We start from the raw sequence: 13755 nt of genomic DNA, 5'->3' as shown, positions 1-13755 counted from the left end.
CGTTGCTGCAATGATCCGCTAACGAAAGAATGCATGGCCGATATTGCCCGCCTGACCCAGCTGATCGAGCCCGAAGCGACCGCTTTGGGCTTCGAACTGGTGCGCGTGGCGATGGTGCCGTCCGAAGCCGGTGACGGCGGCATGGCGCTCCAGATCATGGCCGAGGACCCGGCCACCGGCCAGCTGGTGCTCGACCAGTGCGCCGCCCTGTCGCGCCGCATTTCCGACGCGATCGACGCGGCGGAAGAGGCGGGGGAGGAACTAGTCGAAGGGGCCTATCATCTCGAAGTCAGCTCGCCGGGCATCGACCGCCCGCTGACGCGCGAGAAGGACTTTGCCAACTGGGCCGGCCACGAAGTGCGCATCGTCATGGACAAGGGCCATGACGGCCAGCGCGTCAACAAGGGCGTGCTCGGGGGCCTCGAGGATGGTATGGTCCTCGTCAAGGAAGTGAAGGCGGGCGATGTCCGCCTGCCGCTCGCCGCAATCCATTCCGCGAAGCTCGTCCTCACCGACGCGCTGATCGCCGCCACCCGCCCGCTGGACACCAGCGGGGCCGACGAACTCATCGAAGATACAGAGAAGGCAGACGACTGATGAGTGCCATTTCCGCCAACAAGGCCGAACTCCTCGCGATCGCCAACGCGGTCGCCTCGGAAAAGATGATCGACAAGTCGATCGTCATCGAGGCGATGGAAGAGGCGATCCAGAAATCGGCGCGCAACCGCTACGGCGCGGAAAACGACATCCGCGCCAAGCTCGATCCGCTGACCGGCGATCTGACGCTGTGGCGCGTGGTCGAGGTGGTCGACGTGGTCGAGGACTACTTCAAGCAGGTCGATCTGAAGCAGGCCGAAAAGCTCCAGCCGGGCGCCAAGGTCGGTGACTTCATCGTCGACCCGCTGCCCCCGGTCGACCTCGGCCGCATCGACGCGCAATCGGCCAAGCAGGTGATCTTCCAGAAGGTCCGCGATGCCGAGCGCGAGCGCCAGTTCGAGGAATTCAAGGATCGTCAGGGCGAAGTCATCACCGGCGTGATCAAGTCGGTCGAATTCGGCCACGTGATCGTCAACCTCGGCCGCGCCGAGGGCGTGATCCGCCGCGACCAGCAGATCCCGCGCGAAGCTGCCCGCGTCGGCGAGCGTGTCCGCGCGCTGATCACCAAGGTCGAGCGCAACAACCGCGGGCCCCAGATCTTCCTTTCCCGCGCGCACCCCGACTTCATGAAGAAGCTGTTCGCGCAGGAAGTGCCCGAAATCTACGACAACATCATCGAGATCAAGGCCGCCGCCCGCGATCCGGGCAGCCGCGCCAAGATCGGCGTGATCAGCCGCGATTCGTCCATCGACCCGGTCGGCGCCTGCGTCGGCATGAAGGGCAGCCGCGTGCAGGCCGTCGTGCAGGAACTCCAGGGCGAGAAGATCGACATCATCCCGTGGAGCGAAGACACCGCGACCTTCGTGGTCAACGCGCTCCAGCCCGCCACGGTCAGCCGCGTGGTGCTCGACGAGGATGATGGCCGCATCGAAGTGGTGGTGCCTGACGATCAGCTCAGCCTCGCGATCGGTCGCCGTGGCCAGAACGTGCGTCTGGCGAGCCAGCTCACCGGCCACCAGATCGACATCATGACCGAGGAAGAGGCTTCCGAGAAGCGCTCCAAGGAATTCGCCGAGCGTTCGAAGATGTTCGAAGAAGAGCTCGACGTTGACGAAACCCTCTCGCAGCTGCTGGTGGCCGAAGGCTTCGCCGAGCTGGAGGAAGTGGCTTACGTCGACCTCGCCGAACTCGCGAGCATCGAAGGCTTCGACGAGGAACTCGCCGAGGAACTCCAGAGCCGTGCTCTCGAAGCGCTCGAGCGTCAGGAAGCCGCGCACCGCGAAGTGCGCCGGGGTCTGGGCGTCGAGGATGCCCTCGCCGAAATCCCGCACCTCACCGAAGCGATGCTGGTCACGCTCGGCAAGGCGGGGATCAAGACCCTCGACGATCTCGCCGACCTTGCCACCGACGAGCTGATCGCCAAGAAGCGCGAAGCCCCGCGTCGCCGCAACAACGATGCCAGCGGCCCGCCGCAGCGTCGTCCGCAGCGCGAGACCGACAAGGGCGGCGTGCTCGGCGAATACGGCCTCTCGGAAGAGCAGGGCAACGAGATCATCATGGCTGCGCGCGCGCACTGGTTCGAAGACGAACCCGTTGAGGAGGCCGCCCATGCGGACTCCACCCAATGAGCGCCTGACGTCCGACATCGCTAGGCCGTCGCCCTCCGCCAAGGCGGAGAGCGAGCGGCGTTGCATCCTCACCGGGGAGACCTCGGCGCGGGATGGCCTTGTGCGTCTGGCGATATCGCCCGACGGGCTGGTGCTGCCCGATGCTGCGGCCAAGGCCCCCGGGCGGGGTGCGTGGATCGGGGTGACGCGCGCGGAGCTTGAAGAAGCGCTCGCCGATGGCCACCTCAGGAAAGCGCTGATGCGCGCCTTCAAGGGTGCGCCTCTCACCATTCCCGACGATCTCCCCGCACGGGTCGAGGCGGCGCTGGCGCGCCATCTCGGCGACCGGCTGGGGCTTGAACTGCGCAGCGGCAATATCGTGATGGGCTCGGCCCGGATCGAGGAGCAGGCCCGCAGCGGCCGGATTGCCGTGCTGCTCCACGCCAGCGACTCCAGCGAGGACGGTCGGCGCAAGCTCGATCAGGCCTGGCGCGTCGGCAACGACGCCGAAGGATCGGGTGAGCGCGGGCAAGTCTTGCCCCTAGACCGCACCGCGCTGTCTGTGGCATTGGGCCGCGACAACGTGGTCCACCTCGGGGTCGCCGGCCATCCCGGCGATATGCGCGCCGCAGAGCGCGTGCTCCAGGCGGTCTCCCGGCTGGTGCATTATGCCGGGAACGACGGGACGAAGGCGACGAACAGGACAGGCCGGGATGCATCCGGCGACGCCGATCTGCTGGAGGGCGGGGCGGCGCATATTGACGAATACGTGAAGGACTGACGAGCGATAATGAGCGACGACAACGACACCCAGCGCACCCGCAAACCCCTCGGCCTCAAGCGGTCGGTGGATGCGGGCGAGGTCAAGCAGACCTTCAGCCACGGCCGCACCAACAAGGTGGTGGTCGAGGTCAAGCGCCGCCGCGTGCTCGGCAAGCCCGGCGAGGTCGCGCCTGCCGCGCCGACGCCCGCTCCAGAACCTGTGGTGGCAGCGCCCCCCCCGCCGCCCCCGCCGCCCCCTCCGGCCCCCGCGCGTCCTGCCCCTGCGGGCGAGACCCCGCAGGAGCGTGTGAAGCGCCTCCAGCTGGAAGCCGAAGAGGAACGCCTGCGTCTCGCCGAGGAAGCCCGCAAACGCGAGGAAGCCGAAGCCCGCGAGCGCGAGGAAGAAGAGCGTCGCCGCGCCGAGGATCGCGCCCGCGCCGAGGAAGAGGCCGCGCGCGCCCGCGCCGAAGCCCCTGCCGCACCCGAATCCGAGGCCGCGCCGGCGGACGAGGCTCGCTCGGCACCCGCAGATGATGCCGCCGCCGCCCCGGCGCCGAGTGCTGCCGTCCCCGCCGCGCGCCGCTTCACGCCCGTCGAGCGTCCCGAGCCCAAGCGGCCCGCCGCTGTCGAAGCCAAACCCAAGAAGAAGGACGACAAGCGCGCCGCCCCTGCCGACGAGGGCAAGGACAACCGCCGCTCGGGCAAGCTCACCGTCACCCGTGCCTTGAACGAGGACGAAGGCCGCCGTGCGCGCAGCCTCGCCGCGCTCAAGCGTGCCCGCGAGAAGGAGCGCCGCGGGCAGGGTGGCCCGTCGAAGCCGCGCGAGAAGCAGGTGCGCGATGTGGTCGTCCCCGAGGCGATCACCGTCAGCGAACTCGCCAACCGCATGGCCGAGAAGGGCGCCGACCTCGTGAAGGCGCTGTTCAACATGGGCATGATGGTCACGGTCAACCAGACCATCGACCAGGACACCGCCGAGCTGCTGGTCGAGGAGTTCGGCCACAACATCACTCGCGTCTCCGCGAGCGATGTCGATATCGACAGCAGCGCGGATGAAGATCCGATCGAGACGCAGAAGCCGCGTCCGCCGGTGGTGACGATCATGGGCCATGTCGACCACGGCAAGACCAGCCTGCTCGATGCCCTGCGCGGCACCGACGTCGTGAAGGGCGAAGCCGGCGGCATCACCCAGCACATCGGTGCCTACCAGATCACCACCAAGGACAAGTCGAAGATCACCTTCCTCGACACCCCGGGCCACGCGGCCTTCACCGAGATGCGGATGCGCGGGGCGAACGTCACCGACATCGTGATCTTGGTGGTCGCGGGTGACGACGGGCTGATGCCGCAGACGATCGAGGCGATCAATCACACCAAGGCGGCCGGCGTGCCGATGATCGTCGCGATCACCAAGTCGGACAAGCCCGAGTTCAACCCGCAGAAGATCCGCGAACGCTTGCTCGAGCACGAGATCGTCGTCGAGGCGATGTCGGGCGACGTGCAGGACGTGGAAGTCTCGGCCAAGACCGGCGCGGGGCTCGACAAGCTGATCGACGCGATCAACTTGCAGGCCGAACTGCTCGAACTCAAGGCCCGTCCCGACCGCGATGCCGAGGCGACCGTGATCGAGGCCCAACTCGACAAGGGCCGCGGGCCGGTTGCGACCGTGCTCGTCACCCGCGGGACGCTCAAGCGCGGCGACACCTTCGTGGTCGGCACGCAGAGCGGCAAGGTTCGCGCGATCGTCGACGACAAGGGCCAGCAGCTCAAGGAAGCCGGCCCCTCGATGCCGGTCGAAGTGCTCGGGCTTGGCGGGGTGCCCTCGGCGGGCGACAACCTCACCGTGGTCGAAAACGAACAGCGCGCCCGCGAGGTCGCCAAGTATCGTCAGGAACTCGCGACCGAAAAGCGCACCGCACTCGCGCCGACCAATTTCGACACGATGTTTGCAGGCCTCACCTCGAACGTCATCGAATTCCCGGTGGTGGTGAAGGCCGACGTGCAGGGTTCGGTCGAAGCGATCGTCAACGCGCTCCACAACCTCTCGAACGACGAGATCAAGGTGCGCGTGCTGAATGCGGGCGTGGGCGCGATCACCGAAAGCGACGTGCTGCTGGCGGGGGCATCGAAGGCGCCGATCATCGGCTTCAACGTGCGTCCCAACGCCAAGGCGCGCGAATTGCTCAAGCGCGATAACGTGCGGATGATGTATTACGACGTCATCTACCACCTCACCGACGCGGTCGCCAAGGAGATGGCGGGCGAGCTCGGGCCGGAGCGGATCGAAACCGTTGTGGGCCGTGCCGAGGTCAAGCAGGTCTTCCCGGCGGGCAAGAAGGACAAGGCAGCGGGTCTGCTGGTTCTGGAAGGCGCGATCCGCAAGGGTCTGTTCGCGCGTCTCACCCGTCAGGACGTCATTGTCTCGGCCACCAAGATCGCCTCGCTGCGGCGCTTCAAGGACGACGTGGACGAAGTGCGCGCCGGTCTCGAATGCGGCGTGGTGCTCGAGGATACCAACGACATCAAGCCGGGCGACAACCTCGAAGTCTTCTCGGTCGAGGAGCGTGAGCGGACGCTGTGAGCCGCTTAGAGGAGGTCTTGCATGGGAGAGTATGAACCGGGAGAGGGCTCGTGGGTCCAATCCCCCCATACCGCGCTGCTGGGCTCCGAGTTCGTCAGCTTCGACGAGGCGACCCAGACCGCGACCATGCGCTTCACCGTCAAGCGCGAGGTCTGCACCTGGCGCGGCGGCGTGCAGGGCGGACTGGTAGCTGGCTATCTCGATGACGTGATGGGCTATGCCTACGTCGCGGCCACCGGCGGCGTCATGGCGCCGCTCAACCTCGAGATTTCGATGAGCCTCATCCGCCTGATCCCCGAGGGCGCGACGATCATCGGCACCGGCCGGGTGGTGAAAGCCGGGCAGCGGGTGGTGTTCCTCGAAGGCGAGCTACGCGGGGAGGATGGCACGATCCACGCCCGCGCCACCTCGACCGCGATTCCCACGGCAAAGCCGACGCCGACCGAGTCAGGAATGAAGCGATAATGCCCGAGGGGGACCGGCGCTATCTGGCGCTGCTGGGCAGCATCAATGTGGGCGGCAACCGGATCGCAATGGCCGATCTCAAGCTTGCGCTGGAGGAGGCCGGGTTTCGCGACGTCGTGACGGTTGCAGCCAGCGGCAATGTCGTTCTGAGCGACAATCGCGATCCGGCCGGCATCGAAGCCGCGCTCGAAAGCGTGATTGCCGCGCGCTACGGGTTCAAATCCTGCGCCATGGTCCGCACTCGCGAAGAGGTCCGCGCCGCGATTGACGAAAACCCGTTCCACGGCACCGGTCCGCAGCATGGATCGGACAAGATGGTCCACTCGATCTTCCTGAGCCGGCAACCGGACCGCGCGGATTTCGATCAGCTTGTGGCGGACCACCGCGCCCGGGGCGGCGAGCGGTTGGCGATGGGTGACCGCGTGCTGTTTCTCGACTATGTCCACGGGGTGGGCGTGTCGGACCTGTCGAACAAGACGCTGGAGCGCAGGCTCCGCTGCAAGGGCACGGCGCGCAACATGAACTCGCTCAAGAACCTCCTGTCGAAGATGACCTGACGCCATGGCCGCCAAACAACCCTTCACCGCCGAACAGCAATCGGTCCGCGTCCTCAAGGTGGGCGAGCGGGTGCGGCATATCCTCTCGGAACTGCTCGCGCGCGGCGAGGTGCATGACGATGTGGTGAGCGCTTCGCACATCTCGGTCACCGAGGTGCGCATGACCCCCGACCTGCGCCACGCGACGGCCTATGTGAAGCCCTTGCTGGGGGCCGGCGACGAGGAAGTCGTCCATGCCCTCAGGCAGAACACCGCCTTCCTCCAGCGCGAGGTCGCTCAGCGCTTGGGCCTCAAATTCGCCCCCAAGCTGCGCTTCCGCAAGGACGAGAGCTTCGCCGAGGCCGACCGCATCGAGGCGCTGCTGCGCGACCCCAAGGTGGCGCGCGATCTCGCGGACGAGGACGACTAACGCGGCACCATCCGCGCCTTCAGCGTGATGTCGACCTTGTTGCCGACGATCAGCTGGTAGCTCGTCATCCCGAACTGCCGCCGGTCGATGGTCGTCGTTCCGGTGAAGCTGATGGGCTTGCCGACATTGCGCACCGGATCGGCATCGAAGGTCACGGCGAGCGTCGCCGGCTTCGTCACGCCGCGCGCGGTCAGATCGCCTGACACCGTGCCCTTGGTCGCGCTCGCGAGCTTGAGCGAGCGGCCCGTGAAGCGGATCGTGGGGTATTTCTCGACCCAGAAGAACTTGTCACCGCGCAGCCGCGCCAGCGTGACGCTGTCGGGCGCCTGGATCGCGGTCGCATCGAAGGTCACGTCGATCATCGCTTTCTCGGGCGCGCCGGGGACGATCGTCACCGCACCCTCCATCCGCGGGAACTTGGCGGTCTTGCTGGCGAGTCCGAAGAAGGGAACCTTGGCCGAGACATTGCTGGCCGAAGCATCGAGCGTGTATCGCTGCGGGGCGCTCGCCGTGTTGGCGAGCGCGAAGGCGGCCAGCAGCGGCAGCGGCAGAAGGCGGGTGAGGGGACGGGCGCGGTTCATACAATCTCCGATACGCATGACTTGCGCAAAAGGTTCACATCGCGCTCGCCCGTAGCGCAGCAAAGCGATAGGCAGCCGCGATGGCCAAGCTCTACTTCTACTACGCCAGCATGAATGCAGGCAAATCCTCGCACCTGTTGCAGGCCGATTTCAATTACCGCGAACGCGGGATGCGCACCATGCTGTGGACCGCCGCGCTCGACAGCCGGTCGCAGGGCATGGTGAGGAGCCGCATCGGGCTCGAGAGCGAGGCGCACAAGTTCACGCCCGAAACCGATCTGTGGGCGGTCGTCAGCGCCGCGCACAAGGTGGAGCCGCTCGATTGCGTGCTGGTCGACGAGGCGCAGTTCCTGACGGCGGAGCAGGTGTGGCAGCTCGCACGGCTGGCGGACGAGGGCGGGATACCAGTGCTGTGCTATGGCCTCAGGACCGATTTTCAGGGGGCGCTGTTCCCCGGCTCGGCGGTCCTGCTGGGGATCGCGGACGCGCTGGTGGAGCTCAAGGCCGTGTGCCACTGCGGCCGCAAGGCGACGATGAACCTCAGGGTCGATGAAAGCGGCGCGGCGGTCAGGCAGGGGCAGCAGACCGAGATCGGCGGCAACGACCGCTATGTCGCGCTGTGCCGCAAGCATTTTTCGGAAGCCCTGAACGGATGAGCGCGCCGCTGTCAGGCTGGCTGATCCTCAACAAGCCGAAGGGGATGGGCAGCACGCAAGGCGTGAGCGCGGTCAAGCGCGTGCTGCGGCAGAACGGCTATGCGAAAACCAAGGTCGGGCATGGGGGCACGCTCGATCCGCTGGCCGAAGGCGTGCTGCCGATCGCGCTGGGCGAGGCGACCAAGCTCGCCGGGCGGATGCTGGACAGCGACAAGATCTACGCCTTCACGATCCGGTTCGGCGAGGAGACCGACACGCTCGATACCGAGGGGCCCGTGATTGCGACCAGCGATGTGCGGCCGACGCTGGCGGAGGTAGAGGCGGTCCTCCCCCGCTTCACCGGGCCGATCGAGCAGGTGCCGCCCGCCTATTCCGCGCTCAAAGTCGACGGCCAGCGCGCCTATGATCTGGCGCGGGCAGGGGAGGCGGTTGAGCTGAAGTCGCGTGCCGTCACGATCCATTCGCTCACCGTCACCCGTGTCGAAGGGCAGGGCACGCTGGACGATGCAACTCTCGTCGCCCACGTCTCCAAGGGCACCTACATCCGCAGCCTCGCACGCGACATCGCCCATGCCCTTGGCACCTGCGGCCATGTCACCTATCTGCGCCGCATCAAGGCCGGGCCCTTCCGCGAGGAACAGGCGATTTCGCTGGACTTCATGGAGGAAAGCGCTAAGGGGCGGGGCCTTGAACACCTCCTCCTGCCGCTGGAGGCGGGGCTGGACGACATCCCGGCCCTAAGCCTCGACCAGACAAGCGCGCAGGCGGTCCGACAGGGCCGGGTGCTGTCTGGCATGCCCCATTCATCCGGGCTCTACCTCGCCAAGCTGGGCTCCGTCCCGGTGGCGCTGATGGAAATTTCGGATGGCACAGCCACGGTCGTGCGCGGGTTCAACCTTCCCGATGTCGCTGAGTAGAAAGAGAATATCATGTCGGTGACCGCCGAAAAGAAGCAGGAAATTATCACCTCGAACGCCCGTGATCCCAAGGACACCGGCAGCCCGGAAGTCCAGGTCGCGATCCTCACCGAGCGCATCCGCAACCTCACCGAGCACTTCAAGGATCACCACAAGGACAACCACTCGCGTCGTGGCCTGCTGATGATGGTCAACAAGCGTCGCACGCTGCTCGCCTACCTCAAGAAGAAGGATGTCGAGCGCTACAACGCCCTGATCCAGAAGCTGGGTCTGCGTAAGTAAGAGTTTTGCGAGGGGGCGGCTCAAAGGGCCGCCCTTTCTGCATATGGGGCTTGGTAGGCATCCGGTCTGCATCGCCCCGGGGCCAGACCAGTGCCCCGCACCGGACCGGGACGGTTGTTTCCCCGGCACATGAGGCCCCGCCCGGCAATATGGCCGCGCGGGTCAGAAGGAAAACCAATGTTCGACACGAAAACCGTATCGCTGGAGTGGGGCGGAAAGACCCTCACTCTGGAAACCGGGCGTATTGCCCGTCAGGCCGATGGCGCCGTTCTGGCCACCTATGGCGAAACCGTGGTGCTGTGCGCCGTGACCGCCGCCAAGAGCGTCAAGGAAGGGCAGGACTTCTTCCCGCTCACCGTCCACTATCAGGAAAAGTTCTCGGCTGCTGGGCGCATCCCCGGCGGCTTCTTCAAGCGTGAACGCGGCGCGACCGAGAAGGAAACGCTCACCAGCCGCCTGATCGACCGTCCGATCCGTCCGCTGTTCCCCGAAGGCTTCTACAACGAGATCAACGTGATCGCGCAGGTCCTGTCGTTCGACGGCGAGACCGAGGCTGACATCGTCGCGATGATCGCGGCTTCGGCTGCGCTCACCATCTCGGGCGTGCCCTTCATGGGCCCGATCGGCGCCGCGCGCGTCGGCTACATCGATGGCGAATATGTCCTCAACCCGAAGCAGGACAAGGCGCTCGCCGAAGGCCGTCTCGACCTCGTGGTCGCCGCGACCCACAACGCGGTGATGATGGTCGAATCCGAAGCCAAGGAACTGACCGAGGACGAAATGCTCGGCGCCGTCATGTTTGCGCATGACGAGATCCGCAAGGTCATCGGCGCGATCGTCGACCTCGCCGAGAAGGCCGCCAAGGATCCGTGGGACGTCGACACCAGCGACAACACCGCCGACATGAAGGCCAAGCTCAAGGAGCTGATCGGTGCCGACATCGCGGCGGCCTACAAGGTCACCGACAAGTCGCAGCGTTCGAACCTGCTGAACGAAGCCCGGGCCAAGGCCAAGGCGGCGTTCGCGGACGAAGGCGGCCAGACCCAGATGGTCGCGGGCAAGCTGATGAAGAAGCTCGAAGCCGAAATCGTGCGCACCGCGATCCTCAAGGATGGCCAGCGCATCGACGGCCGCAAGCTCGATCAGGTCCGCCCGATCGAAGCCATCGTCGGCTTCCTCCCGCGCACCCACGGCTCCTCGCTCTTCACCCGCGGCGAGACCCAGGCGATCTGCACCACCACCTTGGGCACCAAGGACAGCGAGCAGATGATCGACGGTCTGGAAGGCCTCAGCTATTCCAGCTTCATGCTGCACTACAACTTCCCGCCCTATTCGGTCGGTGAAGTGGGCCGCTTCGGCGCGCCGGGTCGCCGCGAAGTCGGTCACGGCAAGCTCGCCTGGCGCGCGCTCAACCCCGTGCTGCCGAGCAAGGAAGACTTCCCCTACACCATCCGCGTTCTCAGCGACATCACCGAGTCGAATGGCTCGTCCTCGATGGCGACCGTCTGCGGCGGCTGTCTGTCGATGATGGACGCGGGCGTTCCGGTGAAGGCTCCGGTTTCGGGCATCGCGATGGGCCTGATCCTCGAAGGTGACGAATTCGCTGTCCTCTCGGACATTCTGGGCGATGAAGACCACCTCGGCGACATGGACTTCAAGGTCGCCGGGACCGCCGAAGGCATCACCACGATGCAGATGGACATCAAGGTCGCCGGCATCACGCAGGAGATCATGGCCAAGGCGCTGGAGCAGGCCAAGGCCGGCCGCCAGCACATCCTGGGCGAAATGGCCAAGGCCCTGACCGGTGCCCGCACCGAAGTCAGCAAGCACGCGCCGCGCATCGAGACGATCCAGATCGACAAGTCGAAGATCCGCGACGTCATCGGCACCGGCGGCAAGGTGATCCGCGAGATCGTCGCCGAAACCGGCGCCAAGGTCGACATCGACGATGAAGGCGTGATCAAGATCTCGTCCTCGAACCTCGACGAGATCGAAGCGGCGAAGAAGTGGATCCTCGGCATCGTCGAGGAAGCCGAAGTCGGCAAGATCTACAACGGCAAGGTCGTCAACATCGTCGATTTCGGCGCCTTCGTGAACTTCATGGGCGGCAAGGACGGTCTCGTCCACGTCTCGGAGATGCGCAACGAGCGGGTCGAAAAGCCCACCGATGTCGTCTCCGAAGGCATGGAAGTGAAGGTCAAGGTCCTCGAGATCGACCAGCGCGGCAAGGTCCGCCTGTCGATGCGCGTGGTCGACCAGGAAACCGGCGAAGAGCTGGAAGACACCCGTCCGCCCCGCGAACCGCGTGAACCGCGCGGCGACCGTGGTGATCGCGGCGACCGTCGCGGGCCCCGCGGCGGCGGCGACCGTGGCCGTGGCGGCGACCGTGGTGGTCGCGGCGGCGGTGACCGCGGCGGGCGCGAGCGTGACAGCGGCCCTGCCGGCCTGCCCGACTTCCTGAAGGACTAATCGCCTCTCCTGAGGTATGAACAAGAGGCCGCCCGGAGCGATCCGGGCGGCCTTGCTTTTGGATTTGCACCGATGCTCCAGCGCGAACTTCTAGACACCACCCAGATCGAGGACGGCGTCACCCTCGAACTCTACACCCATGCCGGTCACTTCATGATCGTGATGGGCCGCAACGAGCTGATGAGCACGCGGATGCGGTTCTCGGAAGAGCAGCTGGCCGATCTCACCATCGACCGGCTGGGCAAGGCCAACGCCCGCATCCTGATCGGCGGCTACGGCATGGGCTTCACCTACCGCGCCGCCGCCGCCAAGCTCGGCCCCAAGGCGCAGATCGTCGTGGCCGAGATTTCCGAGGTGATCATCGACTGGGCCAAGGGGCCGATGGTGGCGCTGACGGGGGAGGGCCTGTCGGACCCGCGGCTCGACCTGAAGATCTGCGATGTCGCCGCGCTGATCGATGACGCGAACGACGGCACCTGCGACAAGTTCGATGCGATCCTGCTCGATGTCGATAACGGCCCCGACGGGATCGTGCGCGATGCCAACAACCGGATCTATTCGCGCACCGGCCTCGCCAAGGCGCGCGATGCCTTGAAGCCCGGCGGCATTCTCGCGGTGTGGTCAGCGGGGCCCGATCCGGCCTTCCGCAAGCGCCTCTACGATACCGGGCTCCAAGTGACCGAATGGAACGTCCGCTCGCGCCCCAACAACAAGGGCGCGCATCACATCATCTGGTTCGCTCAGAAATCGTAGATCAGCGTCACGCGGCTCAGCGTGTCGGTCTGCACCGCGCCCGGCGCCGGGTTGCTGTCATATTCGACTGCATAGGAGAACCGCGCCTTCAGTTTCCTCGCGATCGCCGCGTCGAGCCCGGTCACGAGATCGATCGAAGTGTTGCGCGAATCGATGATCGCTACCGCCGAACCCCCGGTCTCGGCCACCGCATTGGTGTCCTGCGTCAGCTTTAGCCGGTCGGTGATCTGCCAGTCGAAATCGAGCGCGAGCAGCCCGGCGATGCGGCTTTCGCTGCGTCCGTCGGTGAACTCGGTGACGCGGTAGGCCGGGCCTGCCTTCAGGGATAGCTGGACGTCTTTGGCCTTGATCGCCTGATAGCCCATCCCGCCCGAGATCGCGTAGCGCGCATCGAAGCCCTGAAAGCGGTCGGCCTCGTATTGGGCGAGGGCGTAGACGTAGAAATTGTCCGAGACATTCACGTTGGGCTCGTAGCGCGCGAGATACTGCTCGCGCGTCGTGACCCCGCCCGCGCGCTGGTAGTCGGCGCGGCCCGTCAACCGGTGGCGCCACTTGATCCCCTGCCGGTCGAGCGAGAGCGCGGCGGTGAGGCCGGTGTTCGAGGTGTTGCCGGTCGAGCGGAAGCCCCCGAGCTCGCCCCGGCCGCTCCAGTTGTCGAACAGGTCGGCCTCGCGCAACGCGGCGAGCTTGGCCTCCTCCTCGGCCTTCTTGCGCGCGGCGAGGGCGGTGTTGAAGTTGGCGACGATGGCATCGATCTCGGCGGTATCGGCCGGGTTGGTCTGCTTGGCGATGTCCGCGACGGTGCGCACCTTGCCCTCGTCCCCGGTGGCAATCGCGGCGTCGATCATGGCGCGCACGGGCTCGGGAAGCTCGGCGAGGGCAGGCTGGGCAACCCCGGCGAGGGCAGCGGCGATGGTGAAGCTGACGATCCGTCCCGCACTCACGGTAGCGCTCCCTTCGGTTCGACCCTCACTAGCGTTCAGTGGAGGGCGAGGGCAAGCCTTGCCGCGCGCGGGCGCAGAAAACACTTTCCTACAGCACCTTGCTTGTCGCAGCCTGTGTTCATGCCGATCAGCCGCCCTTTCTCCCCCGCATCACTCCCGTGGAAGGGAGCGTATG

General features: G+C 66.2%; 14 protein-coding genes. 12 read left to right on the top strand and 2 right to left on the bottom strand.

All coding sequences use genetic code 11. From position 1 onward, the window contains the following. The first annotated feature begins 33 nt into the window (after positions 1 to 33). Genes rimP through rbfA form a run of 7 tightly spaced genes read left to right on the top strand, consistent with a single transcriptional unit; the run spans position 34 to position 6978 of the window. On the top strand, positions 34 to 597 hold the full coding sequence (gene rimP / locus PFX90_RS14375) for a ribosome maturation protein RimP (protein ID WP_285713263.1): 564 nt from the start codon (positions 34 to 36) through the stop codon (positions 595 to 597). Further along, entirely contained in the window at positions 594 to 2225 is a 1632-nt protein-coding gene (gene nusA / locus PFX90_RS14370) for a transcription termination factor NusA (protein WP_285713597.1), read from the top strand. The genes rimP and nusA overlap by 4 nt, the downstream gene beginning before the upstream one ends. Further along, a complete protein-coding gene (locus PFX90_RS14365; RefSeq protein WP_285713262.1) occupies positions 2206 to 2985 on the top strand; it encodes a DUF448 domain-containing protein in 780 nt (259 codons plus the stop codon). Before nusA ends, PFX90_RS14365 begins: the two co-directional genes overlap by 20 nt. A gap of 9 nt (positions 2986 to 2994) precedes the next feature. Continuing rightward, positions 2995 to 5547: a translation initiation factor IF-2 gene (infB, locus tag PFX90_RS14360; RefSeq protein WP_285713261.1), complete on the top strand. Its 2553-nt coding sequence runs from the start codon at positions 2995 to 2997 to the stop codon at positions 5545 to 5547. 21 nt (positions 5548 to 5568) lie between these two features. Beyond that, complete coding sequence (locus PFX90_RS14355; RefSeq protein WP_285713260.1) at positions 5569 to 6012, top strand: PaaI family thioesterase; 444 nt, start codon at positions 5569 to 5571, stop codon at positions 6010 to 6012. Continuing rightward, on the top strand, positions 6012 to 6569 hold the full coding sequence (locus PFX90_RS14350; RefSeq protein WP_285713259.1) for a DUF1697 domain-containing protein: 558 nt from the start codon (positions 6012 to 6014) through the stop codon (positions 6567 to 6569). The genes PFX90_RS14355 and PFX90_RS14350 overlap by 1 nt, the downstream gene beginning before the upstream one ends. 4 nt (positions 6570 to 6573) lie before the next feature. After that, positions 6574 to 6978 carry a 30S ribosome-binding factor RbfA gene (rbfA, locus tag PFX90_RS14345; RefSeq protein ID WP_285713258.1) on the top strand — a complete coding sequence of 135 codons (405 nt, stop codon included), beginning with the start codon at positions 6574 to 6576 and terminating at the stop codon, positions 6976 to 6978. Here rbfA and PFX90_RS14340 read toward each other — a convergent pair. Further along, entirely contained in the window at positions 6975 to 7559 is a 585-nt protein-coding gene (locus PFX90_RS14340; RefSeq protein ID WP_285713257.1) for a YceI family protein, read from the bottom strand. The genes rbfA and PFX90_RS14340 overlap by 4 nt on opposite strands. An 80-nt stretch (positions 7560 to 7639) precedes the next feature. Here PFX90_RS14340 and PFX90_RS14335 point away from each other — a divergent pair, with 80 nt between their 5' ends. The 5 genes from PFX90_RS14335 (at position 7640) to PFX90_RS14315 (ending at position 12636) form a co-directional block, all read left to right on the top strand. Then, positions 7640 to 8215, top strand: a complete 576-nt coding sequence (locus PFX90_RS14335) for a thymidine kinase (RefSeq protein WP_285713256.1) — start codon at positions 7640 to 7642, stop codon at positions 8213 to 8215. Next, positions 8212 to 9132: a tRNA pseudouridine(55) synthase TruB gene (truB, locus tag PFX90_RS14330; protein WP_285713255.1), complete on the top strand. Its 921-nt coding sequence runs from the start codon at positions 8212 to 8214 to the stop codon at positions 9130 to 9132. Before PFX90_RS14335 ends, truB begins: the two co-directional genes overlap by 4 nt. A 12-nt stretch (positions 9133 to 9144) precedes the next feature. Further along, on the top strand, positions 9145 to 9414 hold the full coding sequence (rpsO, locus tag PFX90_RS14325; RefSeq protein WP_017666453.1) for a 30S ribosomal protein S15: 270 nt from the start codon (positions 9145 to 9147) through the stop codon (positions 9412 to 9414). Positions 9415 to 9591: 177 nt separating this feature from the next. Beyond that, positions 9592 to 11883 carry a polyribonucleotide nucleotidyltransferase gene (gene pnp, locus PFX90_RS14320; RefSeq protein ID WP_285713254.1) on the top strand — a complete coding sequence of 764 codons (2292 nt, stop codon included), beginning with the start codon at positions 9592 to 9594 and terminating at the stop codon, positions 11881 to 11883. A 72-nt stretch (positions 11884 to 11955) separates the two neighbouring features. Next, positions 11956 to 12636 (top strand): spermidine synthase, encoded by a 681-nt coding sequence (locus tag PFX90_RS14315; protein WP_285713253.1) that lies wholly within the window; start codon positions 11956 to 11958, stop codon positions 12634 to 12636. On the opposite strand, the gene PFX90_RS14310 is transcribed toward PFX90_RS14315, so the two are convergent. Then, positions 12624 to 13580, bottom strand: coding sequence for a DUF481 domain-containing protein (locus tag PFX90_RS14310; RefSeq protein WP_285713252.1), 957 nt, complete (start codon positions 13578 to 13580; stop codon positions 12624 to 12626). The genes PFX90_RS14315 and PFX90_RS14310 overlap by 13 nt on opposite strands. Positions 13581 to 13755 lie beyond the last annotated feature (175 nt).

This window comes from Erythrobacter oryzae (assembly GCF_030271515.1).
Lineage (GTDB): Bacteria > Pseudomonadota > Alphaproteobacteria > Sphingomonadales > Sphingomonadaceae > Erythrobacter > Erythrobacter oryzae.
The sequence above is the reverse complement of the archived record's forward strand: the minus strand, read 5'-3'. Positions and strand labels throughout refer to the sequence as shown.

Excerpts from the sequence above, each read along its gene's own strand:
- infB (WP_285713261.1), top strand. The coding sequence starts at position 2,995 with ATGAGCGACGACAACGACACCCAGCGCACCCGCAAACCCCTCGGCCTC.
- pnp (WP_285713254.1), top strand. The coding sequence starts at position 9,592 with ATGTTCGACACGAAAACCGTATCGCTGGAGTGGGGCGGAAAGACCCTC.
- PFX90_RS14355 (WP_285713260.1), top strand. The coding sequence starts at position 5,569 with ATGGGAGAGTATGAACCGGGAGAGGGCTCGTGGGTCCAATCCCCCCAT.
- PFX90_RS14340 (WP_285713257.1), bottom strand. The coding sequence starts at position 7,559 with ATGAACCGCGCCCGTCCCCTCACCCGCCTTCTGCCGCTGCCGCTGCTG.
- rpsO (WP_017666453.1), top strand. The coding sequence starts at position 9,145 with ATGTCGGTGACCGCCGAAAAGAAGCAGGAAATTATCACCTCGAACGCC.
- PFX90_RS14315 (WP_285713253.1), top strand. The coding sequence starts at position 11,956 with ATGCTCCAGCGCGAACTTCTAGACACCACCCAGATCGAGGACGGCGTC.
- PFX90_RS14350 (WP_285713259.1), top strand. The coding sequence starts at position 6,012 with ATGCCCGAGGGGGACCGGCGCTATCTGGCGCTGCTGGGCAGCATCAAT.
- PFX90_RS14335 (WP_285713256.1), top strand. The coding sequence starts at position 7,640 with ATGGCCAAGCTCTACTTCTACTACGCCAGCATGAATGCAGGCAAATCC.
- rbfA (WP_285713258.1), top strand. The coding sequence starts at position 6,574 with ATGGCCGCCAAACAACCCTTCACCGCCGAACAGCAATCGGTCCGCGTC.
- truB (WP_285713255.1), top strand. The coding sequence starts at position 8,212 with ATGAGCGCGCCGCTGTCAGGCTGGCTGATCCTCAACAAGCCGAAGGGG.
- rimP (WP_285713263.1), top strand. The coding sequence starts at position 34 with ATGGCCGATATTGCCCGCCTGACCCAGCTGATCGAGCCCGAAGCGACC.
- PFX90_RS14365 (WP_285713262.1), top strand. The coding sequence starts at position 2,206 with ATGCGGACTCCACCCAATGAGCGCCTGACGTCCGACATCGCTAGGCCG.